Annotated in this window: 23 protein-coding genes; 15 read left to right on the top strand and 8 right to left on the bottom strand. The window is 53.2% G+C overall.

What is annotated here, in order from left to right:
* Window positions 1–187: 187 nt before the first annotated feature.
* On the bottom strand, window positions 188–670 hold the full coding sequence (locus tag M987_RS11755) for a zinc ribbon-containing protein (protein WP_041162199.1): 483 nt from the start codon (window positions 668–670) through the stop codon (window positions 188–190).
* 214 nt (window positions 671–884) lie between these two features.
* Here M987_RS11755 and leuS point away from each other — a divergent pair, with 214 nt between their 5' ends.
* From leuS to lipA, 14 genes are all read left to right on the top strand, one after another.
* Window positions 885–3,467: a leucine--tRNA ligase gene (leuS, locus tag M987_RS11750; protein ID WP_041162015.1), complete on the top strand. Its 2,583-nt coding sequence runs from the start codon at window positions 885–887 to the stop codon at window positions 3,465–3,467.
* Window positions 3,468–3,481: 14 nt separating this feature from the next.
* Window positions 3,482–4,051: an LPS assembly lipoprotein LptE gene (gene lptE / locus M987_RS11745; protein ID WP_014069331.1), complete on the top strand. Its 570-nt coding sequence runs from the start codon at window positions 3,482–3,484 to the stop codon at window positions 4,049–4,051.
* Window positions 4,051–5,082 carry a DNA polymerase III subunit delta gene (holA, locus tag M987_RS11740; RefSeq protein WP_014069330.1) on the top strand — a complete coding sequence of 344 codons (1,032 nt, stop codon included), beginning with the start codon at window positions 4,051–4,053 and terminating at the stop codon, window positions 5,080–5,082. The genes lptE and holA overlap by 1 nt, the downstream gene beginning before the upstream one ends.
* A complete protein-coding gene (gene nadD, locus M987_RS11735) occupies window positions 5,075–5,740 on the top strand; it encodes a nicotinate-nucleotide adenylyltransferase (RefSeq protein ID WP_014069329.1) in 666 nt (221 codons plus the stop codon). The genes holA and nadD overlap by 8 nt, the downstream gene beginning before the upstream one ends.
* 269 nt (window positions 5,741–6,009) lie before the next feature.
* The gene (gene rsfS / locus M987_RS11725; protein ID WP_014069328.1) at window positions 6,010–6,327 is read left to right on the top strand and encodes a ribosome silencing factor; all 318 of its coding nucleotides are present in this window, start codon (window positions 6,010–6,012) and stop codon (window positions 6,325–6,327) included.
* 3 nt (window positions 6,328–6,330) lie between these two features.
* Window positions 6,331–6,798 (top strand): 23S rRNA (pseudouridine(1915)-N(3))-methyltransferase RlmH, encoded by a 468-nt coding sequence (gene rlmH / locus M987_RS11720; RefSeq protein WP_014069327.1) that lies wholly within the window; start codon window positions 6,331–6,333, stop codon window positions 6,796–6,798.
* Window positions 6,799–6,826: 28 nt separating this feature from the next.
* The gene (gene mrdA, locus M987_RS11715; RefSeq protein WP_014069326.1) at window positions 6,827–8,728 is read left to right on the top strand and encodes a peptidoglycan DD-transpeptidase MrdA; all 1,902 of its coding nucleotides are present in this window, start codon (window positions 6,827–6,829) and stop codon (window positions 8,726–8,728) included.
* A gap of 2 nt (window positions 8,729–8,730) precedes the next feature.
* A complete protein-coding gene (gene mrdB / locus M987_RS11710) occupies window positions 8,731–9,843 on the top strand; it encodes a peptidoglycan glycosyltransferase MrdB (RefSeq protein ID WP_014069325.1) in 1,113 nt (370 codons plus the stop codon).
* Window positions 9,844–9,859: 16 nt separating this feature from the next.
* On the top strand, window positions 9,860–10,969 hold the full coding sequence (rlpA, locus tag M987_RS11705) for an endolytic peptidoglycan transglycosylase RlpA (RefSeq protein ID WP_014069324.1): 1,110 nt from the start codon (window positions 9,860–9,862) through the stop codon (window positions 10,967–10,969).
* Window positions 10,970–11,108: 139 nt separating this feature from the next.
* Window positions 11,109–12,320 (top strand): D-alanyl-D-alanine carboxypeptidase DacA, encoded by a 1,212-nt coding sequence (dacA, locus tag M987_RS11700; protein ID WP_014069323.1) that lies wholly within the window; start codon window positions 11,109–11,111, stop codon window positions 12,318–12,320.
* Between the two features lie 106 nt (window positions 12,321–12,426).
* Entirely contained in the window at window positions 12,427–12,690 is a 264-nt protein-coding gene (gene ybeD, locus M987_RS11695) for a DUF493 family protein YbeD (protein WP_006177135.1), read from the top strand.
* Window positions 12,691–12,783: 93 nt separating this feature from the next.
* Entirely contained in the window at window positions 12,784–13,425 is a 642-nt protein-coding gene (gene lipB, locus M987_RS11690) for a lipoyl(octanoyl) transferase LipB (RefSeq protein ID WP_014069322.1), read from the top strand.
* A 301-nt stretch (window positions 13,426–13,726) separates the two neighbouring features.
* The gene (locus M987_RS11685; RefSeq protein ID WP_014069321.1) at window positions 13,727–14,680 is read left to right on the top strand and encodes a YbeF family transcriptional regulator; all 954 of its coding nucleotides are present in this window, start codon (window positions 13,727–13,729) and stop codon (window positions 14,678–14,680) included.
* 207 nt (window positions 14,681–14,887) lie between these two features.
* Window positions 14,888–15,853 (top strand): lipoyl synthase, encoded by a 966-nt coding sequence (lipA, locus tag M987_RS11680; protein WP_006809637.1) that lies wholly within the window; start codon window positions 14,888–14,890, stop codon window positions 15,851–15,853.
* A gap of 83 nt (window positions 15,854–15,936) precedes the next feature.
* On the opposite strand, the gene tatE is transcribed toward lipA, so the two are convergent.
* A complete protein-coding gene (gene tatE / locus M987_RS11675) occupies window positions 15,937–16,140 on the bottom strand; it encodes a twin-arginine translocase subunit TatE (RefSeq protein WP_014069320.1) in 204 nt (67 codons plus the stop codon).
* Window positions 16,141–16,267: 127 nt separating this feature from the next.
* Complete coding sequence (locus M987_RS11670) at window positions 16,268–17,056, bottom strand: deaminated glutathione amidase (protein WP_014069319.1); 789 nt, start codon at window positions 17,054–17,056, stop codon at window positions 16,268–16,270.
* A gap of 67 nt (window positions 17,057–17,123) precedes the next feature.
* Between M987_RS11670 and crcB the strand changes: the two genes are divergently transcribed.
* On the top strand, window positions 17,124–17,507 hold the full coding sequence (gene crcB, locus M987_RS11665; RefSeq protein WP_014069318.1) for a fluoride efflux transporter CrcB: 384 nt from the start codon (window positions 17,124–17,126) through the stop codon (window positions 17,505–17,507).
* A 219-nt stretch (window positions 17,508–17,726) separates the two neighbouring features.
* On the opposite strand, the gene cspE is transcribed toward crcB, so the two are convergent.
* The 5 genes from cspE to M987_RS11640 all read right to left on the bottom strand — a co-directional run bounded on the left by cspE (window position 17,727) and on the right by M987_RS11640 (window position 24,437).
* Window positions 17,727–17,936, bottom strand: coding sequence for a transcription antiterminator/RNA stability regulator CspE (gene cspE, locus M987_RS11660; protein ID WP_000034825.1), 210 nt, complete (start codon window positions 17,934–17,936; stop codon window positions 17,727–17,729).
* Window positions 17,937–18,126: 190 nt separating this feature from the next.
* Window positions 18,127–18,744: a lipid IV(A) palmitoyltransferase PagP gene (pagP, locus tag M987_RS11655; RefSeq protein WP_014069316.1), complete on the bottom strand. Its 618-nt coding sequence runs from the start codon at window positions 18,742–18,744 to the stop codon at window positions 18,127–18,129.
* Window positions 18,745–18,865: 121 nt separating this feature from the next.
* On the bottom strand, window positions 18,866–21,982 hold the full coding sequence (locus M987_RS11650) for an efflux RND transporter permease subunit (RefSeq protein WP_014069315.1): 3,117 nt from the start codon (window positions 21,980–21,982) through the stop codon (window positions 18,866–18,868).
* Entirely contained in the window at window positions 21,979–23,184 is a 1,206-nt protein-coding gene (locus M987_RS11645; RefSeq protein WP_014069314.1) for an efflux RND transporter periplasmic adaptor subunit, read from the bottom strand. Before M987_RS11645 ends, M987_RS11650 begins: the two co-directional genes overlap by 4 nt.
* Complete coding sequence (locus M987_RS11640; RefSeq protein WP_014069313.1) at window positions 23,181–24,437, bottom strand: TolC family protein; 1,257 nt, start codon at window positions 24,435–24,437, stop codon at window positions 23,181–23,183. Before M987_RS11640 ends, M987_RS11645 begins: the two co-directional genes overlap by 4 nt.
* Window position 24,438 lies beyond the last annotated feature (1 nt).

Genomic DNA, 24,438 nt, shown 5'->3' with positions numbered 1-24,438 from the left:
CGCCTCGCCCCGGCCTACAGGAAACGCTTCGGCGATTTTCGGCCGGACCATGGCACCGCGGTAAGTCTTGTATTTCAATGGTGTAATGTCATCGCTGAATAAGGACAAAAATGACTGGAACTCCCTCAACCCACAGGTAAAGGGAGCAAATACTAAAAACGGCAACTGTGTTGCCGTTTGCTATTACCTAGGGCTCAAACGGCCGGCGCTGGAACTGATCGTGCCCGCATTTTGGGCAACGCGGCAGCACATCAGGCGTATAAACCGCAATGTGGTGATGGCACTTCTCACACACCAGATTTCCCAGCCCCACCACTTCACCACTGTGGTACACACCATGATGGTTGAGATCCTGAAACACCTCGCGCCACTCCAGCTGGGTTTTGTCGGTGATATCGACCAGCTCTTGCCACAGGCTCTCTTTAATCACGCGCATAAAAACGCTGTCGGTGATTTCGTCCTGACTCTCTTCGTAACTGCGCGCAAACTCTTCCAGATCGCGCCGCACAGCACGTGTTACCTCATCCACTTCCGTTCGCGTTAACTCACCCGTTTGCATCACTCTTACTCGCGCCTGTTCAACCAGCGCGTCAATATCTCTTTCACCATTACGCAGGCGTTCCGTGAGTGTGGCGACCAGTTCGCGGTAAAATTGAGCAACCTTGTTCATCATTTTGCCTCCCGGGTAAGTAACTATCTCTAATAGTAGACCTTATTTCATCGCCGCTTTGCCAGGTGCAGCACAGACCCGGTAAATTCCTGCAAAGCGCATTTGCGTGAAAGGCTGTTTTGACGCGGATGTTTGGGCTATGCTATGCGGATCTGAAATACCACATCCATTGGCTACATTTGTAGCTGTATTGAAAACAGGACCACTGGCTGCCATGCAAGAGCAATACCGCCCGGAAGAGATAGAATCTAAAGTCCAGCAACACTGGGACGAGAAGCGCACTTTTGAAGTCACCGAAGACGAGAGCAAAGAGAAGTATTACTGCCTGTCGATGCTTCCCTATCCTTCTGGTCGACTACACATGGGCCACGTGCGTAACTACACCATCGGTGATGTGATTGCACGCTACCAGCGCATGTTGGGCAAAAACGTTCTGCAACCTATCGGCTGGGATGCATTCGGCCTGCCTGCTGAAGGCGCCGCGGTCAAAAACAACACTGCGCCAGCGCCGTGGACCTACGACAACATCGCCTACATGAAAAACCAGCTCAAAATGCTGGGCTTTGGTTACGACTGGAGCCGCGAGCTGGCCACCTGCACCCCGGAATACTACCGCTGGGAGCAAAAATTCTTCACCGAGCTGTACAAAAAAGGCCTGGTGTACAAGAAGACCTCTGCCGTTAACTGGTGCCCGAACGACCAGACCGTTCTGGCGAACGAACAGGTTATTGATGGCTGCTGCTGGCGTTGTGACACCAAAGTTGAGCGTAAAGAGATCCCACAGTGGTTTATCAAAATCACCGCTTACGCTGATGAGCTGCTGAATGATCTGGATAATCTGGATCACTGGCCTGATACCGTTAAAACCATGCAGCGTAACTGGATCGGCCGTTCTGAAGGCGTGGAAATCACCTTCAACGTTGAAAACTACGATCAAACGCTGACCGTCTACACCACTCGCCCGGACACCTTCATGGGCGCGACCTACCTGGCGGTTGCCGCAGGTCACCCTCTGGCGCAGAAAGCTGCCGAAAATAACCCGGTACTGGCTACCTTCATCGACGAATGCCGCACAACCAAAGTGGCCGAAGCCGACATGGCGACGATGGAGAAAAAAGGCGTTGATACCGGCTTTAAAGCGATTCACCCACTGACTGGCGAAGCGATTCCGGTCTGGGCGGCAAACTTCGTTCTGATGGAGTACGGCACAGGTGCAGTGATGGCCGTTCCGGGCCACGATCAGCGCGACTACGAGTTTGCATCCAAATATGGTCTGGCCATCAAGCCTGTCATTCTGGCGGCTGACGGTTCTGAACCTGACCTGTCTGAACAGGCACTGACCGAAAAAGGCACCCTGTTTAACTCTGGTGAATTCAGCGGTCTGAGCTTTGAAGAAGGCTTCAACGCCATTGCCGACAAACTGGCAGCGAAAGGTGTTGGCGAGCGCAAAGTGAACTTCCGTCTGCGCGACTGGGGCGTTTCCCGTCAGCGTTACTGGGGTGCACCAATTCCTATGGTCACTCTGGAAGATGGCACTGTGCTGCCAACACCAGAAGATCAACTGCCGGTTATCCTGCCAGAAGATGTGGTCATGGACGGTATCACCAGCCCGATCAAAGCCGATCCTGAGTGGGCGAAAACCACCGTGAACGGCCAGCCTGCGCTGCGTGAAACCGACACCTTTGACACCTTCATGGAATCTTCCTGGTATTACGCGCGCTACACCTGCCCGCAGTATCAGGACGGGATGCTGGACTCGAAAGCCGCTAACTACTGGCTGCCGGTTGACATCTACATCGGTGGTATTGAACACGCGATCATGCACCTGCTCTACTTCCGCTTCTTCCATAAGCTGATGCGTGATGCGGGCCTGGTGAACTCTGATGAGCCAGCAAAACAGCTGCTGTGTCAGGGCATGGTATTGGCAGATGCCTTCTACTATGTTGGCGTGAACGGCGAGCGTAACTGGGTTTCTCCGAAAGACGCGATTGTTGAGCGTGACGAGAAAGGCCGCATTGTGAAGGCCAAAGACGGCGAAGGTCATGAACTGGTGTATACCGGCATGAGCAAGATGTCCAAGTCCAAAAACAACGGCATCGATCCGCAGGAAATGGTAGAGCGTTATGGCGCTGATACCGTGCGTCTGTTTATGATGTTTGCTTCCCCGGCTGACATGACGCTGGAGTGGCAGGAATCTGGCGTAGAAGGCGCTAACCGCTTCCTGAAACGTGTCTGGAAACTGGTTTACGAGCACACCTCTCAGGGTGATGCACCTGCGCTGAACGCGGCAGCACTGTCAGAAGATCAGCAGGCACTGCGTCGTGATGTTCATAAAACTATTGCCAAAGTGACCGATGATATTGGTCGTCGTCAGACCTTCAACACCGCAATTGCGGCTATTATGGAACTGATGAACAAGCTGGCGAAAGCACCACAGGAAGGCGAGCAGGATCGCGCGTTAATGCGTGAAGCGCTGCTGGCCGTTGTGCGGATGCTGAACCCGTTCACACCACACGCAAGCTTCACGCTGTGGCATGAACTGAAAGGCGAAGGCGATATCGACAACGCGCCATGGCCGGTTGCTGACGAATCAGCCATGGTGGAAAACACCACGCTTGTGGTGGTGCAGGTAAACGGCAAAGTACGCGGTAAAATTACCGTGGCTGTTGATGCGACCGAAGAACAGGTTCGCGAGCGCGCGGGTCAGGAACATCTGGTTGCGAAGTATCTTGAGGGCGTTACCGTACGTAAGGTTATCTACGTACCAGGTAAACTGCTGAATCTGGTCGTTGGCTAAGCGCGGGAGGAAACGTGCGACAACTGGCAACAATACTCTTATCTCTGGCGGTGCTTGTCACCGCTGGTTGTGGCTGGCACCTGCGCAATACCACGGCAGTGCCTGCCCAGATGAAAACGATGATCTTCGATTCCGGTGATCCGAACGGTCCGCTTAGCCGGGCAATTCGCAGCCAGCTGCGCCTGAACGGTGTTGAGCTTATCGAGAAAGGAACGCTGCGCCAGGATGTACCGTCTCTGCGTGTTCTGGGTATGACCCTGAGCAAAGACACGGCGTCTATCTTCCAGGACGGCCGTACCGCTGAGTACCAGATGGTGATGTCGGTTAACGCTGCTGTACTGATCCCGGGTAAAGACATTTATCCAATCAGCACGAAGGTCTACCGTTCGTTCTTTGATAACCCACAAACTGCGCTGGCCAAAGACGCCGAGCAGCAAATTATCATTAACGAAATGTACGACAAAGCAGCAGAACAGCTGATCCGTAAACTGCCTAGCATTGAGGCAACTTCTAAAGAAGGTGCTGATATCATCGATAAACCGGATGCCAATGCGCTGCCGGTTTCTACCTCGATGGGTAACTGATGATCAGGTTGTATCCTGAACAACTCCGCGCGCAGCTCAATGAAGGGCTGCGCGCGGCTTATCTGCTGCTCGGAAACGATCCGTTATTGCTTCAGGAAAGTCTTGATGCCGTCAAACAGGCTGCGGCGGCGCAGGGCTTTGATGAACACCACACCTTCCAGCTTGATAACAACACAGACTGGAATGCCCTCTTCTCGCTTTGCCAGGCGATGAGCCTGTTCGCATCGCGACAGACGATTCAAATCCTGCTGCCGGACAATGGTCCTAACGCGGCCATCAATGAACAACTGGCAACACTTGTTAGTCTGTTGCACAGCGATCTGTTGCTGATTGTGCGCGGCAATAAGCTGACCAAAGCCCAGGAAAACGCGGCATGGTTTACCCAACTCGCGGCGCACTCCGTACTGATCACCTGTCAGACACCCGAACAGGCACATCTGCCGAAATGGGTTGCCGCGCGGGCAAAACAGCACAATCTCCAGCTGGATGATGCAGCCAATCAGCTGCTTTGCTACTGCTACGAGGGTAACCTGCTGGCACTGGCGCAGGCGCTGGACAGACTTTCCTTGCTGTGGCCCGATGGCAAACTGACGCTGCCGCGCGTTGAGCAGGCGGTGAATGATGCTGCGCACTTTACCCCTTTCCACTGGGTAGATGCCCTGATGTCGGCGAAGAGTAAACGCGCCCTGCATATTTTGCAGCAACTGCGTCTTGAAGGCAGTGAGCCGGTTATCCTGCTGCGGACGGTTCAGCGCGAGCTGTTACTGCTGACCAACCTGAAACGTCAGTCTGCGCACACGCCGCTGCGTTCCCTGTTCGACAAGCACCGCGTGTGGCAAAACCGCCGCGCCATGACCACCGAGGCATTAAACCGCCTGAGTCATGAACAGCTTCGCCAGGCCATACAATTGCTGATGCGCGCCGAGCTGACGCTAAAACAGGATTATGGTCAGTCGGTCTGGGCTGAGCTGGAAAGTCTTTCTCTGCTGCTTTGCCACAAGGCGCTGGCAGACGTTTTTATCGATGGATAATATGCATTCTCTTCAGGCACTGTATGGCGGCACCTTCGACCCGGTTCATTACGGGCATCTGAAACCGGTGGAAATACTGGCGAATCAGATAGGCTTGCAGCGTGTGATAGTCATGCCAAATAACGTTCCGCCACATCGTCCTCAGCCGGAAGCCACAAGCGAACAGCGCAAAGAAATGCTGGCGCTGGCGATAGCGGATAAACCGCTGTTTACGCTTGATGAGCGGGAATTGCGCCGCGACACGCCATCCTGGACATCCCAGACGTTGCAGGAATGGCGCGCCGAAAAAGGGCCGCAACAGCCGCTGGCGTTTATTATTGGCCAGGATTCTCTGCTCAATTTCCCCAGTTGGCATAAGTACGAAACCATTCTGGAAAACAGTCATTTGCTGGTTTGCCGCCGTCCGGGTTATCCGCTGACCATGCGGGAAGAACAACATCAGCAGTGGCTGGAAGCGCACCTGACAGACAATGTAGAAGATCTCCATAATCAGCCTGCCGGGAAGATTTATCTGGCAGAAACACCCTGGTTTGATATTTCAGCCACCATTATTCGCGAACGCCTGCAACAAGGGCTCGCCTGTGATGACCTGCTGCCAACGGCTGTGCTGGCATATATTCACCAGCACGGGCTGTATCAGAAAAGTACCGAAGAATAAGCATGATGCAGGAAAAAGCCTGTTATTCGCTATCCTGCCTTGACAGGCCTGACCATGCTGATATTCTCCGCTGCCAGACTTTCCCGCCGATCATTGCTTTACAGAAATTGTTTTACAAAAATGGCGATGCAATCTCAGGCGGAGGGTGGGATGATACCCGCCTTCAAAAGCCAGGCCGGTGACATTTGTCCCGACACTGGCGTCAGTTCAGGTATACTGTCTGGCCACGAATTCATAGTTGCACAATCTCATTCACCCAGGGGGAAAACTTGCAGGGTAAAGCACTCCAGGATTTTGTTATCGACAAAATTGATGACCTGAAAGGTCAGGACATCATCGCTATCGACGTTAAGGGTAAATCCAGCATCACCGATTGCATGATCATTTGCACCGGTACATCGACTCGCCATGTGGTGTCAATTGCCAACCATGTGGTTCAGGAATCGCGTATGGCGGGCCTTTTGCCGCTTGGTGTTGAAGGCGAAGCCACCGCTGACTGGGTTGTTGTCGATCTCGGCGATGTTATTGTCCATGTTTTACAGGAAGAGAGCCGTCGCCTGTATGAGCTGGAAAAACTCTGGGGTTAATGCGTGAAGTTGCAGCTAGTAGCCGTCGGCACAAAAATGCCAGACTGGGTACAAACGGGTTTTACTGAATATCTGCGTCGTTTCCCGAAAGATATGCCGTTCGAACTGGTGGAGATCCCAGCAGGAAAGCGCGGCAAGAACGCAGATATCAAACGTATTCTCGAGAAAGAGGGAGAGTTGATGCTGGCTGCCGCAGGCAAAAACCGCATCGTCACCCTCGATATTCCAGGTAAACCCTGGGATACGCCGCAACTGGCGCATGAGCTGGAGCGCTGGAAGCAGGATGGTCGTGACGTCAGTCTGTTGATTGGCGGGCCAGAAGGGTTATCCCCTGCCTGTAAAGCGGCAGCAGAACAAAGTTGGTCTCTCTCCGCGCTGACTCTCCCCCACCCGCTTGTTCGGGTACTGGTGGCAGAAAGCTTGTATCGCGCGTGGAGCATTACTACCAACCACCCATATCACCGCGAGTAGTGACTGACCAGGGTAGATTAAGCAGCGGATGAAACTACAGAATTCTTTTCGCGACTATACGGCTGAGTCCGCGCTGTTTGTGCGCCGGGCGCTGGTCGCCTTTACGGGGATTTTGCTGCTTACCGGCGTGCTGATCGCCAACCTTTATAATCTGCAAATTGTCCGCTTTACCGATTACCAGACGCGTTCCAACGAAAACCGTATCAAACTGGTACCCATCGCCCCAAGCCGCGGCATTATTTACGATCGTAACGGCACGCCACTTGCACTTAACCGCACCATCTACCAAATCGAGATGATGCCTGAGAAAGTGGACAATGTGCAGGATACGCTGGATGCGCTAAAAAGCGTTGTCGACCTTAACGATGACGATATCGCAGCGTTCAAAAAAGAGCGCGCGCGTTCACACCGTTTCACCTCCATTCCGGTAAAAACGAACCTGACGGAAGTCCAGGTTGCGCGTTTTGCGGTAAACCAGTATCGCTTCCCCGGTGTTGAAGTTAAAGGCTATAAACGCCGCTTCTACCCTTTCGGTTCGGCTCTGACGCACGTTATTGGCTACGTATCCAAAATTAACGATAAAGACGTCGACAGACTCGATAAAGACGGCAAGCTGGCGAACTACGCCGCAACGCACGATATCGGTAAGCTGGGGATCGAGCGCTATTACGAAGACGTCCTGCACGGCCAGACCGGTTATGAAGAAGTTGAAGTCAATAACCGTGGACGCGTGATCCGCCAACTGAAAGAAGTGCCTCCGCAGGCGGGACACGACGTTTACCTGACGCTCGATCTGAAACTGCAACAATATATCGAAACCCTGCTGGCAGGCAGCCGTGCCGCGGTTGTCGTGACCGACCCTCGCAGTGGCGGCATCCTGGCGATGGTGTCGATGCCAAGCTACGACCCGAACCTGTTTGTCGATGGGATCTCCAGCAAAGACTACTCTGGCCTGCTGAACGACCCGAATACACCGTTGGTCAACCGTGCGACCCAGGGGGTTTACCCTCCGGCCTCAACGGTTAAACCGTATGTGGCTGTTTCGGCTCTGAGCGCAGGTGTCATTAACCGTAATACCAGCCTGTTTGACCCTGGCTGGTGGCAGTTGCCGGGTTCCGATAAACGCTACCGTGACTGGAAAAAATGGGGCCACGGTCATCTGAACGTCACGAAATCACTGGAAGAATCGGCGGATACTTTCTTCTACCAGGTCGCCTATGACATGGGTATTGACCGCCTGTCACTGTGGATGAGTAAGTTCGGCTACGGACATTACACCGGTGTTGACCTGTCGGAAGAGCGCTCTGGCAACATGCCAACCCGTGAGTGGAAGCTGAAGCGCTTTAAAAAGCCGTGGTATCAGGGTGATACCATTCCTGTGGGTATCGGCCAGGGCTACTGGACGGCAACGCCGTTGCAGATGAACAAAGCGATGATGATCCTCATCAACGATGGCGTAGTAAAAGTGCCACACCTGCTTATGAGCACGGTGGAAGACGGTAAGAAAGTGCCGTGGAACCAGCCACATGAAACGCCGGTTGGGGATATTCACTCTGGTTTCTGGGAAATCGCGAAAGACGGTATGTACGGCGTAGCCAACCGTCCGAACGGTACGGCCCATAAATACTTCGCCGGTGCACCGTATAAAGTGGCTGCTAAATCCGGTACCGCGCAGGTATTTGGCCTGAAGGCGAACGAAACCTATAACGCGCACCGAATTGCTGAGCGTCTGCGTGACCACAAGCTCATGACGGCGTTTGCCCCCTATGATAACCCGCAGGTTGCGGTGGCGATGATCCTGGAGAACGGCGGCGCTGGCCCGGCTGTTGGTACGATCATGCGCCAAATCCTCGACCACATTATGCTGGGCGACAACAACACTGAATTGCCGACTGAAAACCCGGCATCCGCTGCGGCGGAGGACCAATAATCATGACGGATAATCCAAATAAAAAATCGCTGTGGGATAAAATCCACATCGACCCTGCCATGCTGCTGATCCTGCTGGCTCTGCTGGTCTATAGCGCCCTGGTTATCTGGAGCGCCAGCGGCCAGGACATCGGCATGATGGAACGCAAAATCGGCCAGATCGCAATGGGTCTGGTGATTATGGTCGTGATGGCGCAAATCCCGCCGCGCGTCTATGAAGGCTGGGCGCCTTATCTGTATATTTTCTGTATTGTCCTGCTGGTGGCGGTAGATGCCTTCGGTGCGATTTCCAAAGGTGCGCAGCGCTGGCTGGATCTGGGCATAGTCCGCTTCCAGCCGTCAGAGATAGCGAAAATCGCCGTGCCTCTGATGGTGGCGCGCTTTATCAACCGCGACGTCTGCCCGCCTTCATTGAAAAACACCGCCATCGCGCTGGTGCTGATTTTCCTGCCAACCTTACTGGTTGCCGCACAGCCTGACCTCGGTACCTCGATTCTTATCGCGCTGTCCGGTCTGTTTGTGCTGTTCCTCTCGGGGCTGAGCTGGCGTTTGATTGGTATCGCGGTTGTGCTGATTGCCGCCTTCATCCCGATCCTCTGGTTCTTCCTGATGCATGATTACCAGCGCCAGCGTGTGATGATGCTTCTCGACCCGGAAACCGATCCGCTGGGTGCGGGCTATCATATTATTCAGTCGAAGATTGCGATTGGTTCCGGCGGTCTGCGCGGTAAAGGCTGGCTCCATGGTACGCAATCACAGCTTGAATTCTTACCAGAGCGCCACACCGACTTTATCTTTGCGGTACTGGCCGAAGAGCTGGGGCTGGTTGGCATCTTAATCCTGCTGGCGCTCTACGTGCTGCTTATCATGCGCGGGCTCTGGATTGCGGCACGCGCACAAACCACGTTCGGCCGCGTGATGGCCGGCGGGTTGATGTTGATTTTATTCGTTTATGTCTTCGTAAATATTGGTATGGTGAGTGGTATTCTGCCGGTTGTAGGCGTACCGCTGCCGCTGGTCAGTTACGGAGGCTCGGCACTGATCGTGTTGATGGCCGGGTTTGGTATCGTGATGTCGATCCATACCCACAGAAAAATGTTGTCCAAAAGCGTATAAAAATAAGGGGATCGCAATGCGTAAGCAGTGGCTGGGTATCTGCATCGCAGCAAGTTTGCTTGCAGCCTGTTCAAGTGATGATGGTCAGCAGCAGGCGACCGTCGCGCCGCCGCAGCCTGCGGTCTGTAATGGGCCGATTGTTGAAATCAGCGGCGCCGATCCGAGTTATGAACCGCTGAACGCAACGGCAAACCAGGATTATCAGCGCGATGGCAAGAGCTACAAAATTGTGCAAGACCCGTCGCGCTTTAGCCAGGCCGGTTTTGCCGCCATCTACGATGCAGAGCCAGGTAGCAACCTGACGGCATCGGGCGAAACGTTCGATCCCGCGCAGATCACCGCAGCACACCCGACGCTGCCGATCCCAAGCTATGCCCGTATCACAAACCTGGCGAATGGTCGTATGATCGTCGTGCGCATCAACGATCGTGGTCCTTACGGTAACGACCGAGTGATTTCACTGTCACGTGCTGCCGCTGACCGTCTGAACACGTCGAACAACACCAAAGTGCGTATCGATCCAATCATCGTGGCGCAGGATGGTACGCTGTCTGGCCCGGGTACAGCCTGTACAACCGTTGCCAAGCAGACCTATGCCCTTCCTTCACGCCCGGACTTAAGCGGTGGTATGGGTGGCGCATCCTCTCCGGCTGAACCTGCTGCACCTCAAGGTGAAGTCCGTGCAATCAGCAATGATACCTTGCAGAGCGATGACAGCACTGGCGCGCCAGTGAAGAGCAGCGGCTTTCTCGGTGCACCGACAACCTTAGCGGCAGGTGTACTGGAAGGGAGCGAGCCAACGCCTGCGCCCGTTGTTGCTGCGCCGGTAACACAACCCGCTGCGGTGACAGCGCCAGTGGCAACCCAGAGCGCGGAAGTCGCTGCACCAGCGGCTGCCAGCGGTGGTTTTGTCGTACAGGTAGGTGCAGTAAGTGACCAGGCGCGTGCAAAACAGTATCAACAGCGTTTGAGTCAGCAATTCAGCGTGCCAGGACGCGTTGAGCAAAATGGCGCAGTCTGGCGTATCCAGATGGGGCCGTTTGCCAGCAAATCTCAGGCGTCCGCCCTGCAACAACGCCTGCAAAGCGAAGCGCAATTGCAATCGTTTATCGCTGTTGCGAAATAACTCATCGGCGGTATCCGAATTGTCGGTTTGTGTAACTAACATTCACAAACTCGCACTGAAAGTCGGATGCCTGCCTGTATAGCATTTGCTATAGTAAGGCACTTTTTTTAATTCCATCACGGATGTCGTAGTTCTGACCATGAAGACCACTTTTTCTGCTCGTTTTGTGCAGCGCATGGCGCTGACCACGGCCCTTTGCGCAGCTGCACTCTCTGCCGCTCACGCCGATGACCTGAATATCAAGACCATGATCCCTGGCGTTCCGCAAATCGACGCGGAATCCTACATCCTGATCGATTACAACTCTGGCAAAGTTCTGGCAGAACAGAATGCCGACGCCCGCCGCGATCCGGCCAGTCTGACCAAAATGATGACCAGCTACGTTATCGGCCAGGCAATGAAAGCCGGTAAGTTCAAAGAAAGCGATCTGGTGACCATCGGTAACGATGCCTGGGCGACCGGTAACCCGGTGTTCAAAGGTTCATCGCTGATGTTCCTGAAACCTGGAATGCAGGTTCCTGTATCTCAGCTGATCCGTGGTATCAACCTGCAATCCGGTAACGATGCCTGCGTGGCAATGGCCGACTTTGCTGCCGGTAGCCAGGATGCGTTTGTTGGCCTGATGAACAGCTACGTGACCGCTCTGGGCCTGAAAAACAGCCACTTCCAGACCGTTCACGGCCTGGATGCTGATGGCCAGTACAGCTCCGCGCGTGATATGGCGCTGATTGGTCAGGCGCTGATCCGCGACGTGCCTAACGAATACTCCATCTATAAAGAAAAAGAGTTTACCTTCAACGGTATCCGCCAGACCAACCGTAACGGTCTGCTGTGGGACAACAGCCTGAACGTAGACGGCATCAAGACCGGTCACACCGATAAAGCGGGTTATAACCTGGTTGCCTCTGCCACTGAAGGCCAGATGCGCCTGATTTCTGCCGTTATGGGTGGCCGCACCTTTAAAGGTCGTGAAACCGAAAGCAAAAAACTGCTGACCTGGGGCTTCCGTTTCTTCGAAACCGTGAACCCACTGAAAGCAGGTAAAGAATTTGCTTCTGAGCCTGTCTGGTTTGGTGACAACGATCGTGCCTCCCTGGGCGTGGACAAAGATCTGTATCTGACCATTCCACGCGGCCGCATGAAGGATCTGAAAGCCAGCTACGTGCTGAACAGCACTGAGCTCCATGCTCCGCTTCAGAAAAACCAGGTTGTGGGCACCATTAACTTCCAACTGGATGGCAAAACCATCGATCAGCGCCCACTGGTGGTGTTGCAAGAAATTCCTGAAGGCAATTTCTTCGGCAAAATCATTGATTACATTAAATTGATGTTCCATCACTGGTTTGGATAAAAATTGAACACTTGAAAGTGTGATTTTGATCCCCATATACTAATTATCCTGATAACTCCCACCTGACGTGGGAGTTATTATTTTTTGACGTTACGCCGGAGCTGACATGAAAACCAAACTTAACGAACTGCTTGAATTCCCTACCTCATTTACTTACAAAGTAATGGGTCTGGCGAAACCTGAGCTGGTTGATCAGGTGGTTGAAGTGGTACAGCGCCATGCGCCGGGCGACTACTCTCCGTCAGTAAAACCAAGCAGCAAGGGCAACTACCACTCGGTTTCTATTACCATCACTGCCACGCACATTGAGCAGGTTGAGACGCTGTACGAAGAGCTCGGCAATATCGAAATTGTTCGTATGGTGCTGTAGTCCCTCTGCGGTTACCCGGTTTGCCGGGTAACCCCTCTCCTCGCTGTGATATAATCCCCTCACCTTTTCTCCCTTGTCTTCGGAGACACAGTTTTGTACCAGGATAAAATTCTTGTCCGCCAACTCGGGCTGCAACCTTACGAGCCTGTCTCCCAGGCCATGCATGATTTCACCGATTCTCGCGATGAAACCACACCTGATGAAATCTGGCTGGTGGAACATCTGCCGGTGTTTACTCAGGGGCAGGCTGGCAAAGCAGAACATCTACTGACGACTGGAGACATTCCGGTTATTCAGAGCGATCGCGGTGGACAAGTCACCTATCACGGTCCGGGCCAGCAGGTAATGTATGTCCTGCTGAACCTGAAACGCAGAAAACTTGGCGTACGTGAACTGGTCACACTGCTGGAACAAACCGTGGTGAACACACTGGCGGAATATGGCATAGATGCCCATCCCCGGGCTGATGCGCCAGGCGTATACGTTGGAGAAATGAAGATCTGCTCGCTGGGTCTGCGGATCCGTAAGGGCTGCTCGTTCCACGGACTGGCGTTAAATATTAATATGGATCTCGCACCGTTCTTACGCATCAACCCATGTGGATATGCCGGAATGGAAATGACGCAAATGCGTCAGTGGGTCGATACAGCCACACCTGATATTATTCGACCGGTGCTGTTGAACAACTTGTTAGCACTACTTAACAATCCACCTCACGAATATATCCCTGCTTAATATATCATACATGATGGCTTGATTATTTGACGAGCCATCACTTATTTCCCGCTTTTACGCTTTACAATAATCCGCAGATTCTATATTTTCGAAGCGCCTGAACGCGCCCGCATATTAGCGCTATAAATTATTTAGCCCACAGCCAGAGCTGATTGAGAGGCTCATGTAGCTTCCGTGATAATCACACAACTGTTTGTTTTTGAAAAACAAGTGGCGCCTACAAAACACTTTACGAATCTCTACAGGCATAATAAATAATTTCAACTATCATTCATATTGTGAATGAATACGGAGTGAAAGCGTGGAGTATAATAATTTACCAGCAAAACGCCTGAATGAACCCGGTAGTGAAGATAAACCGCAAATTTTTCGGACATTACGTAATATTGATCTCAATTTACTGACTATTTTTGAGGCAGTATATGTCCACAAGGGTATCGTTAACGCTGCGAAAATTCTTAATCTCACGCCCTCTGCAATTAGCCAGTCAATTCAGAAATTGCGCGCTATATTTCCCGATCCCTTATTTATCCGTAAAGGCCAGGGTGTGACGCCTACAGCCTATGCGACCCACCTGCATGAGTACATCAGCCAGGGGCTGGAATCGATTCTGGGCGCGCTGGACCTGACCGGAAGCTACGATAAGCAGAGAACGATTACCATCGGTACGTCCCCTTCTGTTGGCGTTCTGGTCATGCCCATCATCTATCAGGCGGTGAAACAACACGCACCACAGCTACTGCTGCGTAATGTTCCCGTCAGTGAGCCTGAAATTCAGCTCTCGCAATTCCAGACCGACCTGATTATCGATAGCAATAATTTTAACGCCAGAGCACTGGGGCAGAATGTCCTCTATGCTGACAGCCTGACGCTGGTGTGTCGCCAGCATCACCCGGTGCTCAGCCACCCCCTGACGCTGGAGAACTTACGCGGCTATGAGCATTCATCGTTCATGACCGAAGGGCAAAGCATGAACGTTCTGCGTCAGCGCTTAGACGAGATTTTCCCGGAACGTCAGGTGAGCTTCAGCAGTTACAATATGTTTACGATGGCGTCACTGATTAGCAGTAGCGATATGCTTTGCGTTATGCCTGCCCGACTGTTCTCCCTGCTGTGCAAATGCTGGCCGCTGGAGAGCATCACCTTACCGCAGCTGAACACTGAATCTGTTGAAATTTCTCTGCATTACAACAAACTCAGCCTGCGCGATCCGGTACTCGAGACTGTCATTAACGTCATCCGTCAGGCCTTCTGACAACCCCATTCAGTACAAGCCCCTGCCAGGTGCGGGGCAAAAGGCACAAAACAACAACTATTTTACAATTTGGCGACCTGGCAGGCTGCTTTATCGACCGTTTCAATGATATACTGCCTGTCGTTCGTTCAAAAATAGTTGATAAATACAACATTCCCTTGAATTGAAACGCTTTCCTTCGATATTCGCAACTGGAACACGCACGCTATGAGTAAACCCATTGTGATGGAACGCGGTGTTAAATACCGCGATGCCGATAAAATGGCCCTTATCCCGGTTAAAAACGTGGCTACAGAGCGCGAAGCGCTGTTAAGAAAACCGGAATGGATGAAAATCAAACTTCCGGCAGACTCTTCGCGTATCCAGGGGATCAAAGCGGCGATGCGTAAAAATGGCCTTCACTCTGTCTGTGAAGAAGCCTCTTGCCCCAACCTTGCTGAATGTTTCAACCACGGCACAGCGACCTTTATGATCCTGGGGGCAATTTGTACCCGCCGCTGTCCGTTCTGCGACGTAGCACATGGCCGCCCTGTTGCGCCTGACGCTAACGAACCGCAAAAACTGGCTCAGACGATTGCTGACATGGCGCTGCGCTATGTGGTCATTACCTCTGTTGACCGTGACGATCTGCGTGATGGCGGTGCTCAGCACTTTGCTGACTGTATCACTGCTATCCGTGAGAAAAGTCCAAACATTAAAATCGAAACGCTGGTACCAGACTTCCGTGGACGTATGGATCGCGCGCTGGATATCCTGACCGCAACGCCGCCGGATGTGTTCAACCACAACCTGGAAAACGTACCGCGTATCTACCGTCAGGTTCGCCCTGGTGCAGATTACAACTGGTCCCTGAAGCTGCTGGAGCGTTTTAAAGAAGCGCACCCGCATATCCCGACCAAGTCAGGCCTGATGGTTGGCCTCGGTGAAACCAATGCCGAGATCATTGAAGTTATGCGCGATCTGCGCCGTCATGGCGTTACCATGCTGACGCTGGGCCAGTATCTGCAACCTAGCCGCCATCACCTGCCAGTGCAGCGTTATGTTAGCCCGGATGAGTTCGATGAAATGAAAGCCGAAGCAATGGCAATGGGCTTTACCCATGCAGCCTGCGGCCCGTTTGTTCGCTCGTCATACCACGCTGATATGCAGGCGAAAGGCGAAGAAGTTAAATAATATAGAAATATTTACTTACAGTTACGTCATAAAAAAACCGGCCATTGAGCCGGTTTTTTTTCGCAAGCCCTCAGGCATTGCTCTTACTCTTTGTGAGAAAGCTTCTCTGCAGGGACGTCATCCTCGGCGCTTTTCTTCGCAGCCGCATCATCGTCATTCATCGCTTTCTTGAAGCCTTTAATTGCTGCACCCAGGTCACCACCCAGCGTGCGTAACTTCTTGGTACCAAACAGCAGGACGACCAGTGCGGCAACCACCAGCAGTTTGGTAATACTAATCTCACCCATAGATACCTTCTTTACATAAAACAGGCTGCATTCAGCGCCAAAAAACCTGATCTTATTAACGGTCATTTGACGCGCGCACACAATAGCAATCTGTAACAAGGTGAATCAAGCACTGTTGAAAAAAACATCAGAATAATTGCGGTGGCGCAAACCGGCGATTTTGCAGAACAGGTAATTGCTGGCGCGCAAGAGCTATTCGGGCTGAAAATATCTCGGTCATCAGCAAAGTCGGTACTTCCGCAGCCGCGGCGACCGTTACCCCCAGCGGATCAACAACCCGGCTCTGGCCAATATTCTTATTCCCACACTCTCCGGCAGCCACTATGTAACATGTGGTGTCGAGCGCACGGGCGGCAAGCAGCGTTGCCCAGTGGTGCTCTTTAAGCGGGCCTTTAACCCACGCAGCAGGCAATACCAACACATCAGCCCCTTTAAGAGCCAGGCTCAATGCCATCTCAGGAAAACGTAAATCGTAGCAGGTCATCAACCCGATGTTCAGGCCGCTGATGTTAATCAATGGCGACATGACATCGCCAGGGTCAACCAGGCGTGACTCCTGAATACTGAATGCATCGTAGAGATGTAATTTAGCGTAGCTTGCGATAATCGCACCGTCACGAATCGCTACAAGGGTGTTCACTGCCCTTCCCGGCGAAGACGGAACATGGATAGTCAGCACCGTGGTCAGTTGATTACCGGCGCTTTCATGAAGCAACAGCTGCAAAAAACCGCCATCCAGCGGCTGGGCTGATTTCACCGACATATCCGGGTCGTTATCATCACGTGCCAGCAGCGCTTCAGGCAGCACCAGCAACGATGCCCCCTTCTGCCGCGCCTGAGCCATCAGGGCCACGCATTTTTGCGCATTCTCTTCCCAGCGCGGCGTTACCGCAAACTGCCCTACCGCAACATACATATTTGTCCCTCACTCATCATCAGCGTTAAACTCGATGCTCTTACACATCAAATAGCAGGTATTTAGCGTGTTACAACTACTTTTAGCCGTTTTTATCGGTGGTGGTACAGGAAGCGTTGCGCGGTGGTTCTTAAGTATGCGGTTTAATCCGCTGCATCAGGCAATCCCTATGGGTACGCTTGCCGCTAACCTGATTGGCGCATTTATCATTGGTATGGGGCTGGCCTGGTTCAACCGAATGACGAATATCGACCCGATGTGGAAGGTTTTGATCACCACCGGTTTCTGTGGCGGCCTGACAACATTCTCTACCTTCTCCGCTGAGGTGGTGTTCCTGTTCCAGGAAGGGCGATTCACCTGGGCATTGACCAACATTGCGGTCAACATGCTGGGTTCATTTGCGATGACGGCAATCGCATTTTGGTTATTTTCCTCCGCCAGCCCTCAATAACTTCAGGAGCGTTAATGTTGGCTTAACTTTTCTCTGTCACTCTGGTTGCAATACTGAACGAGGGTGACGGAATGAAAGACAGTTTGATGAGCGCAGGAATGGTGTTGCTGAGCGTGCTGATCATCGCCAGCTTTCTGAAAATTTATTTTCTTGGCTGATTTAAAACGAAAAAAACCCGCTCAATGAGCGGGTTTTGAAATTCTTGCTGACGCGTCTGAATTACAGAGCGATTACGTTAGCAGCAGAAGGGCCTTTGGCACCGTTAGTGATTTCAAACTCAACGCGCTGACCTTCAGCCAGGGTTTTGAAACCATTAGTCTGGATTGCAGAGAAGTGTACGAACACGTCTTTGCTGCCATCTTCTGGAGTAATGAAACCGAATCCTTTGGACTCATTAAACCACTTAACGTTACCTTTAATCTTAGACATCAAAATTACCTTTACATTAAAAAACGACACAAATGCTGTGTCGGGTATCAGTACAACAATTGTGGGACGTTTTGTCCAGCGGATCTTTGATAAAAAGTGACAAAAGTCGCGTTAATTTTCACTGACGGATTTTTATCCTTTATGATTCAAAGGCAGTACGTTTTTTCGCCATCACGTAAAGTTTTTTCAGTTAAAACTGAAAACGCATCCACGCGAAGTAAACGTTACCGTTGTTGTAAGTCCCTGGAATATACGTCATCTGGAACGTTGCCGGACCATAGCCAATGGACGCCAGCGGCAAGATCACCGGAATAGGAATGTATTTCCAGTTATCGCGTGCGGTAACCCCTGCGGTATAGCCCAGACCCACGTGGAAGTTATCGTCTGCTAATGGTCGCCAGGTTTTCTCCCAACCGTAGCCACCTATCGGTTCCCACTTGTTAAAGGAATCTTTAAAGGCCATCAGGTAGATGCCGTGCCAGTTCCCTTTTTCGTCCCAGCGGGACTGACCAAAACCAGCCCCCCACGGGCGCTCGTTGTATTTATCAGTCTTTTCTTTGTCATACGCAAAACGCGCGTGCCACGTTATTGCCGGAATATACAGATCATAGTGCTCTGGCTCCTTCCAGGTTTGCGCGACGTTATCCGTAAAAGTTGAGAACCAGCCTTTATCCGCCGCGCTTTCTTCTGCCATAGCAACAGAAGAAAATGTTAACTGCCCAAAAATAAACAATAAAATCAAGTAAAACTTATTTCGTACGATCACAATGCAATTACCATTCTTAGTATTCGGGGCAAAGTTTACCATAGAATAGTTGAATGATGACTTAACGACATCAGCGTTATTCCTAATTAACACCACTCGTTCTGGGAATATTCTTAAGTTGCGTCATCCTGTATGTCTGAATAAGCGCATACAGGATGCATATTTAACGTCGATGTAACAATTTATACAGCGCAGGAATAACCAGCATTGACAGCAATGGCGCAGTCACCATCCCACCTATCATTGGCGCCGCGATGCGCTGCATCACCTCCGAACCGCTGCCGCCCCCCCACATAATGGGCAGCAGCCCTGCCATGATGGTGGCTACAGTCATCACTTTCGGGCGAACGCGAAGCACGGCTCCTTCATGGATAGCACGCATAACCATTGCACTTCCGCCGTCAGGTTCCCGCTGACGGTACTTATCCAGCGCATGATTTAAATAGAGCACCATTATTACGCCAAATTCTGCCGCGACACCGGAAAGCGCGATAAATCCTACCGCCCCCGCCACCGACAGATTATATTCAAGCAGCCACAGTAACCACACGCCCCCAATAAGTGCAAACGGTAATGTCCCCATTATTATCAGGACATCTGAAACGCGTTTAAAGGTTAACCAAAGCAGTATAAATATAATCATGAGGGTCACTGGCAGGACTATTTTTAGCTTCGCCGTGGCCCGCTCAAGATATTCGAATTGTCCGGACCAGGAGAGAGACACGCCCTGCGGTAAAACAACCTGCTCCGCCACCCGCTTTTGCATTTCATCTACCGCAGACTTCAGATCTCGCCCGCGCAGGTCGACATAAATCCAGTTAGACAGTCGCGCATTTTCACTTTTCAACATTGGCGGACCTTCCGTCACCACGATATCCGCCAGCTCGCCAAGCGCAATCTGGCTGCCGTTCGCGGCGATCACGGGTAAGACGCGCAGTTTATCCACATTATCACGAAGGTCTCGTGGGTAGCGCAGGTTGATGGGATAACGCTCGCGCCCCTGAATGACCTCACCAATGTTATCGCCACCTACTAAGGTAGAAACCATGCTTTGTAGTTCATCGACGGACACGCCGTATCGCGCAGCCTTTTGCCTGTCGATACGAATATCCACATAGCGCCCACCCGCCAGGCGTTCCGCCAAAGCTGAAGTGACGCCTGGCACCTGCTTCACCACCTGTTCAATCTGCTGGGCGACCCGCTCGATATCCGCAATATTATTGCCGTTCACCTTAATGCCTACCGGGCTTTTGATCCCTGTGGCCAGCATATCCAGGCGGTTACGGATAGGTGGCACCCACACGTTAGCAATGCCGGGGATGGACACCGTTTTATCCAGCTCCTCGACCAGTTTTTGCGTTGTCATTCCCGGGCGCCACTGAGCGCGCGGTTTAAAGTGGATAGTCGTTTCCAGCATGGTAAGCGGCGCCGGATCGGTTGCCGATTCTGCCCTTCCGGCCTTACCAAATACGCTTTCCACTTCCGGTACGCTTTTAATCAGCCGGTCTGTTTGCTGCAACAACCGCGAAGCCTCGCGGGCGGAAATGCCTGGCAGCGTGGATGGCATATACAGCAAATCCCCTTCATCCAGAGGTGGCATAAACTCACTTCCCAGGCGGCTTAACGGCCAGAGTGTCGCCACCAAAAGCGCAAAAGCCAGCACCAGCGTAGTTTTCGGAAAAGAGAGCACCTTATCCAGCAAAGGTTCATACAGGCGGATCAGCACCCGGTTGATGGGGTTGGCTTTTTCATCAGGGATTTGCCCGCGAATAAAATAGCCCATCAGGACCGGCACCAGGGTAATGCCAAGCCCTGCCGCCACCGCCATTGACCAGGTTTTGGTAAACGCCAGCGGGGAAAACATACGCCCTTCCTGCGCCTCGAGCGAAAACACAGGGATGAACGACAAGGTGATGATAAGCAGGCTGCAAAACAGAGCCGGACCAACTTCCACGGCGGCGCGCTCCGCCAGGTGCCAGTAATCCCCGGACGACGGCGTTTTATCCGGGTTATCATGCCGCCATTGCTCCAGCACTTTGTGCATGTTTTCAATCATCACAATCGCGGCGTCGACCATCGCCCCGATAGCAATAGCGATCCCGCCAAGCGACATGATGTTCGCGTTGATCCCCTGATAGTGCATCACCACAAATGCCCCCAGGATCCCCAGCGGCAGAGAGACAATGGCCACCAGCGCCGAACGGAAATGGAATAAAAACAGTGCACACACCACCACCACGACCGCAAATTCTTCCAGCAGCTTATGCGTCAGCGTCTTAACCGACTCTTCAATCAGGGTTGAGCGGTCATAGACCGGGACAATTTCCACACCTTCTGGCAACGTTTTCTGCAATTCACTGAGCTTTGCTTTCACCGCGTGAATGGTGTCCAGCGCATTCTGCCCATAGCGCATCACGACCACGCCACCGGCAACCTCTCCCTCACCGTTCAGCTCCGCCACGCCCCGGCGAATTTCCGGGCCAAAACCAATGGTCGCGACGTCTTTTAGCAGCACTGGCACACCGTCCCGGCTGGCGATCACCACGTTGAGAAAATCATCCAGCGACCGCAAATAGCCGGTGGTGCGCACCATATACTCAGCCTCACCCATTTCCAGCAATGCGCCGCCACTCTCTTTGTTGGCCGCCTGCACTGCGCTGGAAAGCAGGCTGTGCGTAATGTTCAGCGCACGCATCCTGGCCGGATCGGCCATAATCTGATACTGACGCACCATCCCACCAATGCTGGCGACTTCCGACACGTTCGGCACGGTTTTAAGTTCAAACTTCAGCGTCCAGTCCTGAATGGCCCGCAGGTCTGCCAGGCTGTGTTTTCCGCTGCGATCGACAAGGGCGTATTCGTAAATCCAGCCTACTCCGGTGGCGTCTGGCCCCAGCGAGACTTTCACTCCCGCCGGAAATTGCGACTGCACCTGGCTTAAATACTCCAGCACGCGGGAGCGAGCCCAGTACAAGTCCGTGCCATCTTCAAACAGCACGTAGACATAGGCATCACCAAACATGGAAAAGCCGCGCACCGTTTTAGCCCCCGGCACAGAGAGCATCGACGTGGTCAGTGGCCAGGTGACCTGGTCCTCTATCACCTGTGGCGCTTTGCCGGGATAGCTGGCTTTGACAATAACCTGCACATCAGAAAGATCGGGAAGCGCATCCAGCGGCGCACGTTGCACCGCCCACCAGCCCCACCCGGCCATAATCAGTGCCGCCAGGATCACCAGCAGCCGGTTACGTAATGAAGCACGAATCACCGCGGCAATCATTGGGTCACCTCCGGCATCACGCTGCGCAGATTCGCTTCTGAATCAATCAGGAACTGCCCTGAGGTGACAACGTCATCACCCTCTTTCAGGCCCGACGTAATCTCCGTCCAGCCCTGGGCAGTCAACCCTGTTTTGACATTGACCGGGCGGAAATAGCCGTCCCCGGTAGCCAGCAGCAGGCGTGTGGATTCCCCGCTGTTGATGACCGCTTCTTCAGGTACAGCAAGTACTGGCGGGCGTTCTGCTGTCTGGGCGCGCGACACGTTGAGATACATCCCGGGTTTTAATTTCTGCCCGGCGTTGTTCAACACGATGCGCGCTTTCAGCGTTCGCGTGGTGGTTTCCATCTGCGGGAGTAACTCACTGACCGTGCCGTGGAATTGCTCACCCGGCCAGCTCTGCGTCGTGGCAACCACTTCAGTGCCCACGCTCAGGGACTGCGCCTGCGTTTGCGGGTAATCAATAACTAGCCACACTGGATCAAGACTGGCGATTTCAAACAGCGGCGCTGTGGCTGTAATTTGCGCGCCTTCACGCACATCCAGCTTAACGACATATCCTGCTTTCGCCGCCCTAAGCGTCAGCGTGGTTTGCGGTTTGCCGCTTCGTTCCAGTGCCCGGATCACCTCCTCTGGCATAAATTGCAGCGCCAGTCGCTCACGTGCGGCGCGGGTCAGCCCGGCATCGCCAAGCTGACGTACCGCCAGATATTCCTGTTGTGCGGTGGTCCATTGTGGGATCCACAGCTGCGCCAGCGCTTCACCGGCTTTCACCTGCTGCTGCGGGGCGTTGACATACAACCGTTTTACCACGCCGTTAGCAGGCGCTGAAACCACGGTCACTCCCCGTTCATCCGTTGATACCGTGGCGAAAGCGGAGAACGGGACATTCAGCTGGTGCAACTGGGCTTTCGTTGTCTTCATGCCCAGATTTTGTTGCTGCTGCGCGCTGATCCCAACGCCAGCCGCTGCCTTTTCCTCATCGGCATATCGCGCTACCAGCTGCATATCCATAAAGGGGGATTTTCCAGGCTTATCAAAACGCTGGCCGGGCATCATGGGATCGTACCAGTAAAGTACTTTACGCTCAGTGGGTTGCGACTGCGCCTCAGGTTGATGAGACTGCTTTTGCCCCAAAAAGTAGCCGCCCCCGGCCGCCACTAACACTGCAATCGCGACTGCGGTTAAGGTCGTTGTTTTCATTTTGCCAGCTCCTGTGGGATCAGCCATTGGATCGCCGCCCAGTTACGCGCCATCTCACGCTCCGCCTGATTCGCCGCGAGCTCCGTATCCAGCACGCTACGGCGTGCTTCCAGTAACGCAGGCAGTTCGGACTGTCCCGAACGATACTGCGCCGTCAGCACATCCAGCCGTTGCCGCTGTAACGGGAGGATCTCCTCACTCTGACGCTGCCATAAGGTTTGTGCCGCCTGATACTGCGCCACCAGCGACTGCACCTGAGCGATATGCTCACGTTTAATCAGCGTGAGCTGGTCTACCGCCTGCATCGACCGGGAGACATCCGCGGCATAATCTTTGTCCTGCCTTTTGGACTGGAAAATCGGCAAATCAACGCTGAACATCACCCCAGCCATATCGTCATAGCCCTCCGCGCGATGGGCGTAGAACACCTCAACATCCACGTCAGGTATGGCGGCAATAGCCGATTGCGCGGAGCGGGCTTTCGCGGTGTCGGCCTCCCGGCGGGCGGCTTCCACCTCCGGGTGCTGTACTATTCCCTCCTCCAGCGTTTTTTCATCGGCGGGAAGCCGCTGGTAACGCGGCAAAGGCCCGCTCACATCGGTGATAGTTTGCCCCGTCAGCTGAAACAGACGGCTTTGCGCCAGTTGCACATCACGCTGAGCAAGCGTCTCTTTATCGCGCATTGCGCTCAGAGTCATTTGCAGCGCCAGTACGCTGTCTGGCGTGGAACTGCCCGCCCCCACGCTTGCCTTTTGCACACCACGCTGACGCCCGGTTTCGCTGACCAGCGCTTTCGCTTTTTTCAGCGCCTGCTGCGTTAACGCCAGTTCGAGCCAGGCCTGGGCGGTATCACGCTGAAGCGCTGCGCGAATAGCCTCTCCTTTGGCCAGCACGCCTCGCGCCTGTGCCTGGAAGGTTTGCGCTTTACGTTCGCGTTTTTCGGAACTGACATAGCTCTGCATGATGCCAATTTTTTGCATGGTCATGCCTTCACGCGTCAGACGCCTGTCGTTGTTCCCCTGCACCGGTACGTTTTCAATTCCAAACTTCAGTTTGGGGTCGGGTAGTTGAGTCGCGGAATCCGCCATAGCATCCAGCGCCTGTGCTTCATTACGGCTGGCAGATAACTCCGCGGAATAGCGTTGCGCTTCGGTCAGGGTTTGGTCGAGCGTCCACGGCTCCGCCTGTACGGCGGAGCTGATTAGCCCGAACATCACCCCACCGAGCCACAGGCCCAGTGTGTGTTGTTTCATG

Origin of the sequence: Enterobacter soli ATCC BAA-2102 (assembly GCF_001654845.1) — a bacterium.
Lineage (GTDB): Bacteria > Pseudomonadota > Gammaproteobacteria > Enterobacterales > Enterobacteriaceae > Enterobacter > Enterobacter soli.
This window is presented reverse-complemented; position numbering and strand designations above follow the sequence as displayed.

Excerpts from the sequence above, each read along its gene's own strand:
- M987_RS11755 (WP_041162199.1), bottom strand. The coding sequence starts at position 670 with ATGAACAAGGTTGCTCAATTTTACCGCGAACTGGTCGCCACACTCACG.
- leuS (WP_041162015.1), top strand. The coding sequence starts at position 885 with ATGCAAGAGCAATACCGCCCGGAAGAGATAGAATCTAAAGTCCAGCAA.
- holA (WP_014069330.1), top strand. The coding sequence starts at position 4,051 with ATGATCAGGTTGTATCCTGAACAACTCCGCGCGCAGCTCAATGAAGGG.
- nadD (WP_014069329.1), top strand. The coding sequence starts at position 5,075 with ATGGATAATATGCATTCTCTTCAGGCACTGTATGGCGGCACCTTCGAC.
- mrdA (WP_014069326.1), top strand. The coding sequence starts at position 6,827 with ATGAAACTACAGAATTCTTTTCGCGACTATACGGCTGAGTCCGCGCTG.
- mrdB (WP_014069325.1), top strand. The coding sequence starts at position 8,731 with ATGACGGATAATCCAAATAAAAAATCGCTGTGGGATAAAATCCACATC.
- rlpA (WP_014069324.1), top strand. The coding sequence starts at position 9,860 with ATGCGTAAGCAGTGGCTGGGTATCTGCATCGCAGCAAGTTTGCTTGCA.
- dacA (WP_014069323.1), top strand. The coding sequence starts at position 11,109 with ATGAAGACCACTTTTTCTGCTCGTTTTGTGCAGCGCATGGCGCTGACC.
- ybeD (WP_006177135.1), top strand. The coding sequence starts at position 12,427 with ATGAAAACCAAACTTAACGAACTGCTTGAATTCCCTACCTCATTTACT.
- lipA (WP_006809637.1), top strand. The coding sequence starts at position 14,888 with ATGAGTAAACCCATTGTGATGGAACGCGGTGTTAAATACCGCGATGCC.
- tatE (WP_014069320.1), bottom strand. The coding sequence starts at position 16,140 with ATGGGTGAGATTAGTATTACCAAACTGCTGGTGGTTGCCGCACTGGTC.
- M987_RS11670 (WP_014069319.1), bottom strand. The coding sequence starts at position 17,056 with ATGTATGTTGCGGTAGGGCAGTTTGCGGTAACGCCGCGCTGGGAAGAG.
- cspE (WP_000034825.1), bottom strand. The coding sequence starts at position 17,936 with ATGTCTAAGATTAAAGGTAACGTTAAGTGGTTTAATGAGTCCAAAGGA.
- pagP (WP_014069316.1), bottom strand. The coding sequence starts at position 18,744 with ATGGTAAACTTTGCCCCGAATACTAAGAATGGTAATTGCATTGTGATC.
- M987_RS11650 (WP_014069315.1), bottom strand. The coding sequence starts at position 21,982 with ATGATTGCCGCGGTGATTCGTGCTTCATTACGTAACCGGCTGCTGGTG.
- M987_RS11645 (WP_014069314.1), bottom strand. The coding sequence starts at position 23,184 with ATGAAAACAACGACCTTAACCGCAGTCGCGATTGCAGTGTTAGTGGCG.
- M987_RS11640 (WP_014069313.1), bottom strand. The coding sequence starts at position 24,437 with ATGAAACAACACACACTGGGCCTGTGGCTCGGTGGGGTGATGTTCGGG.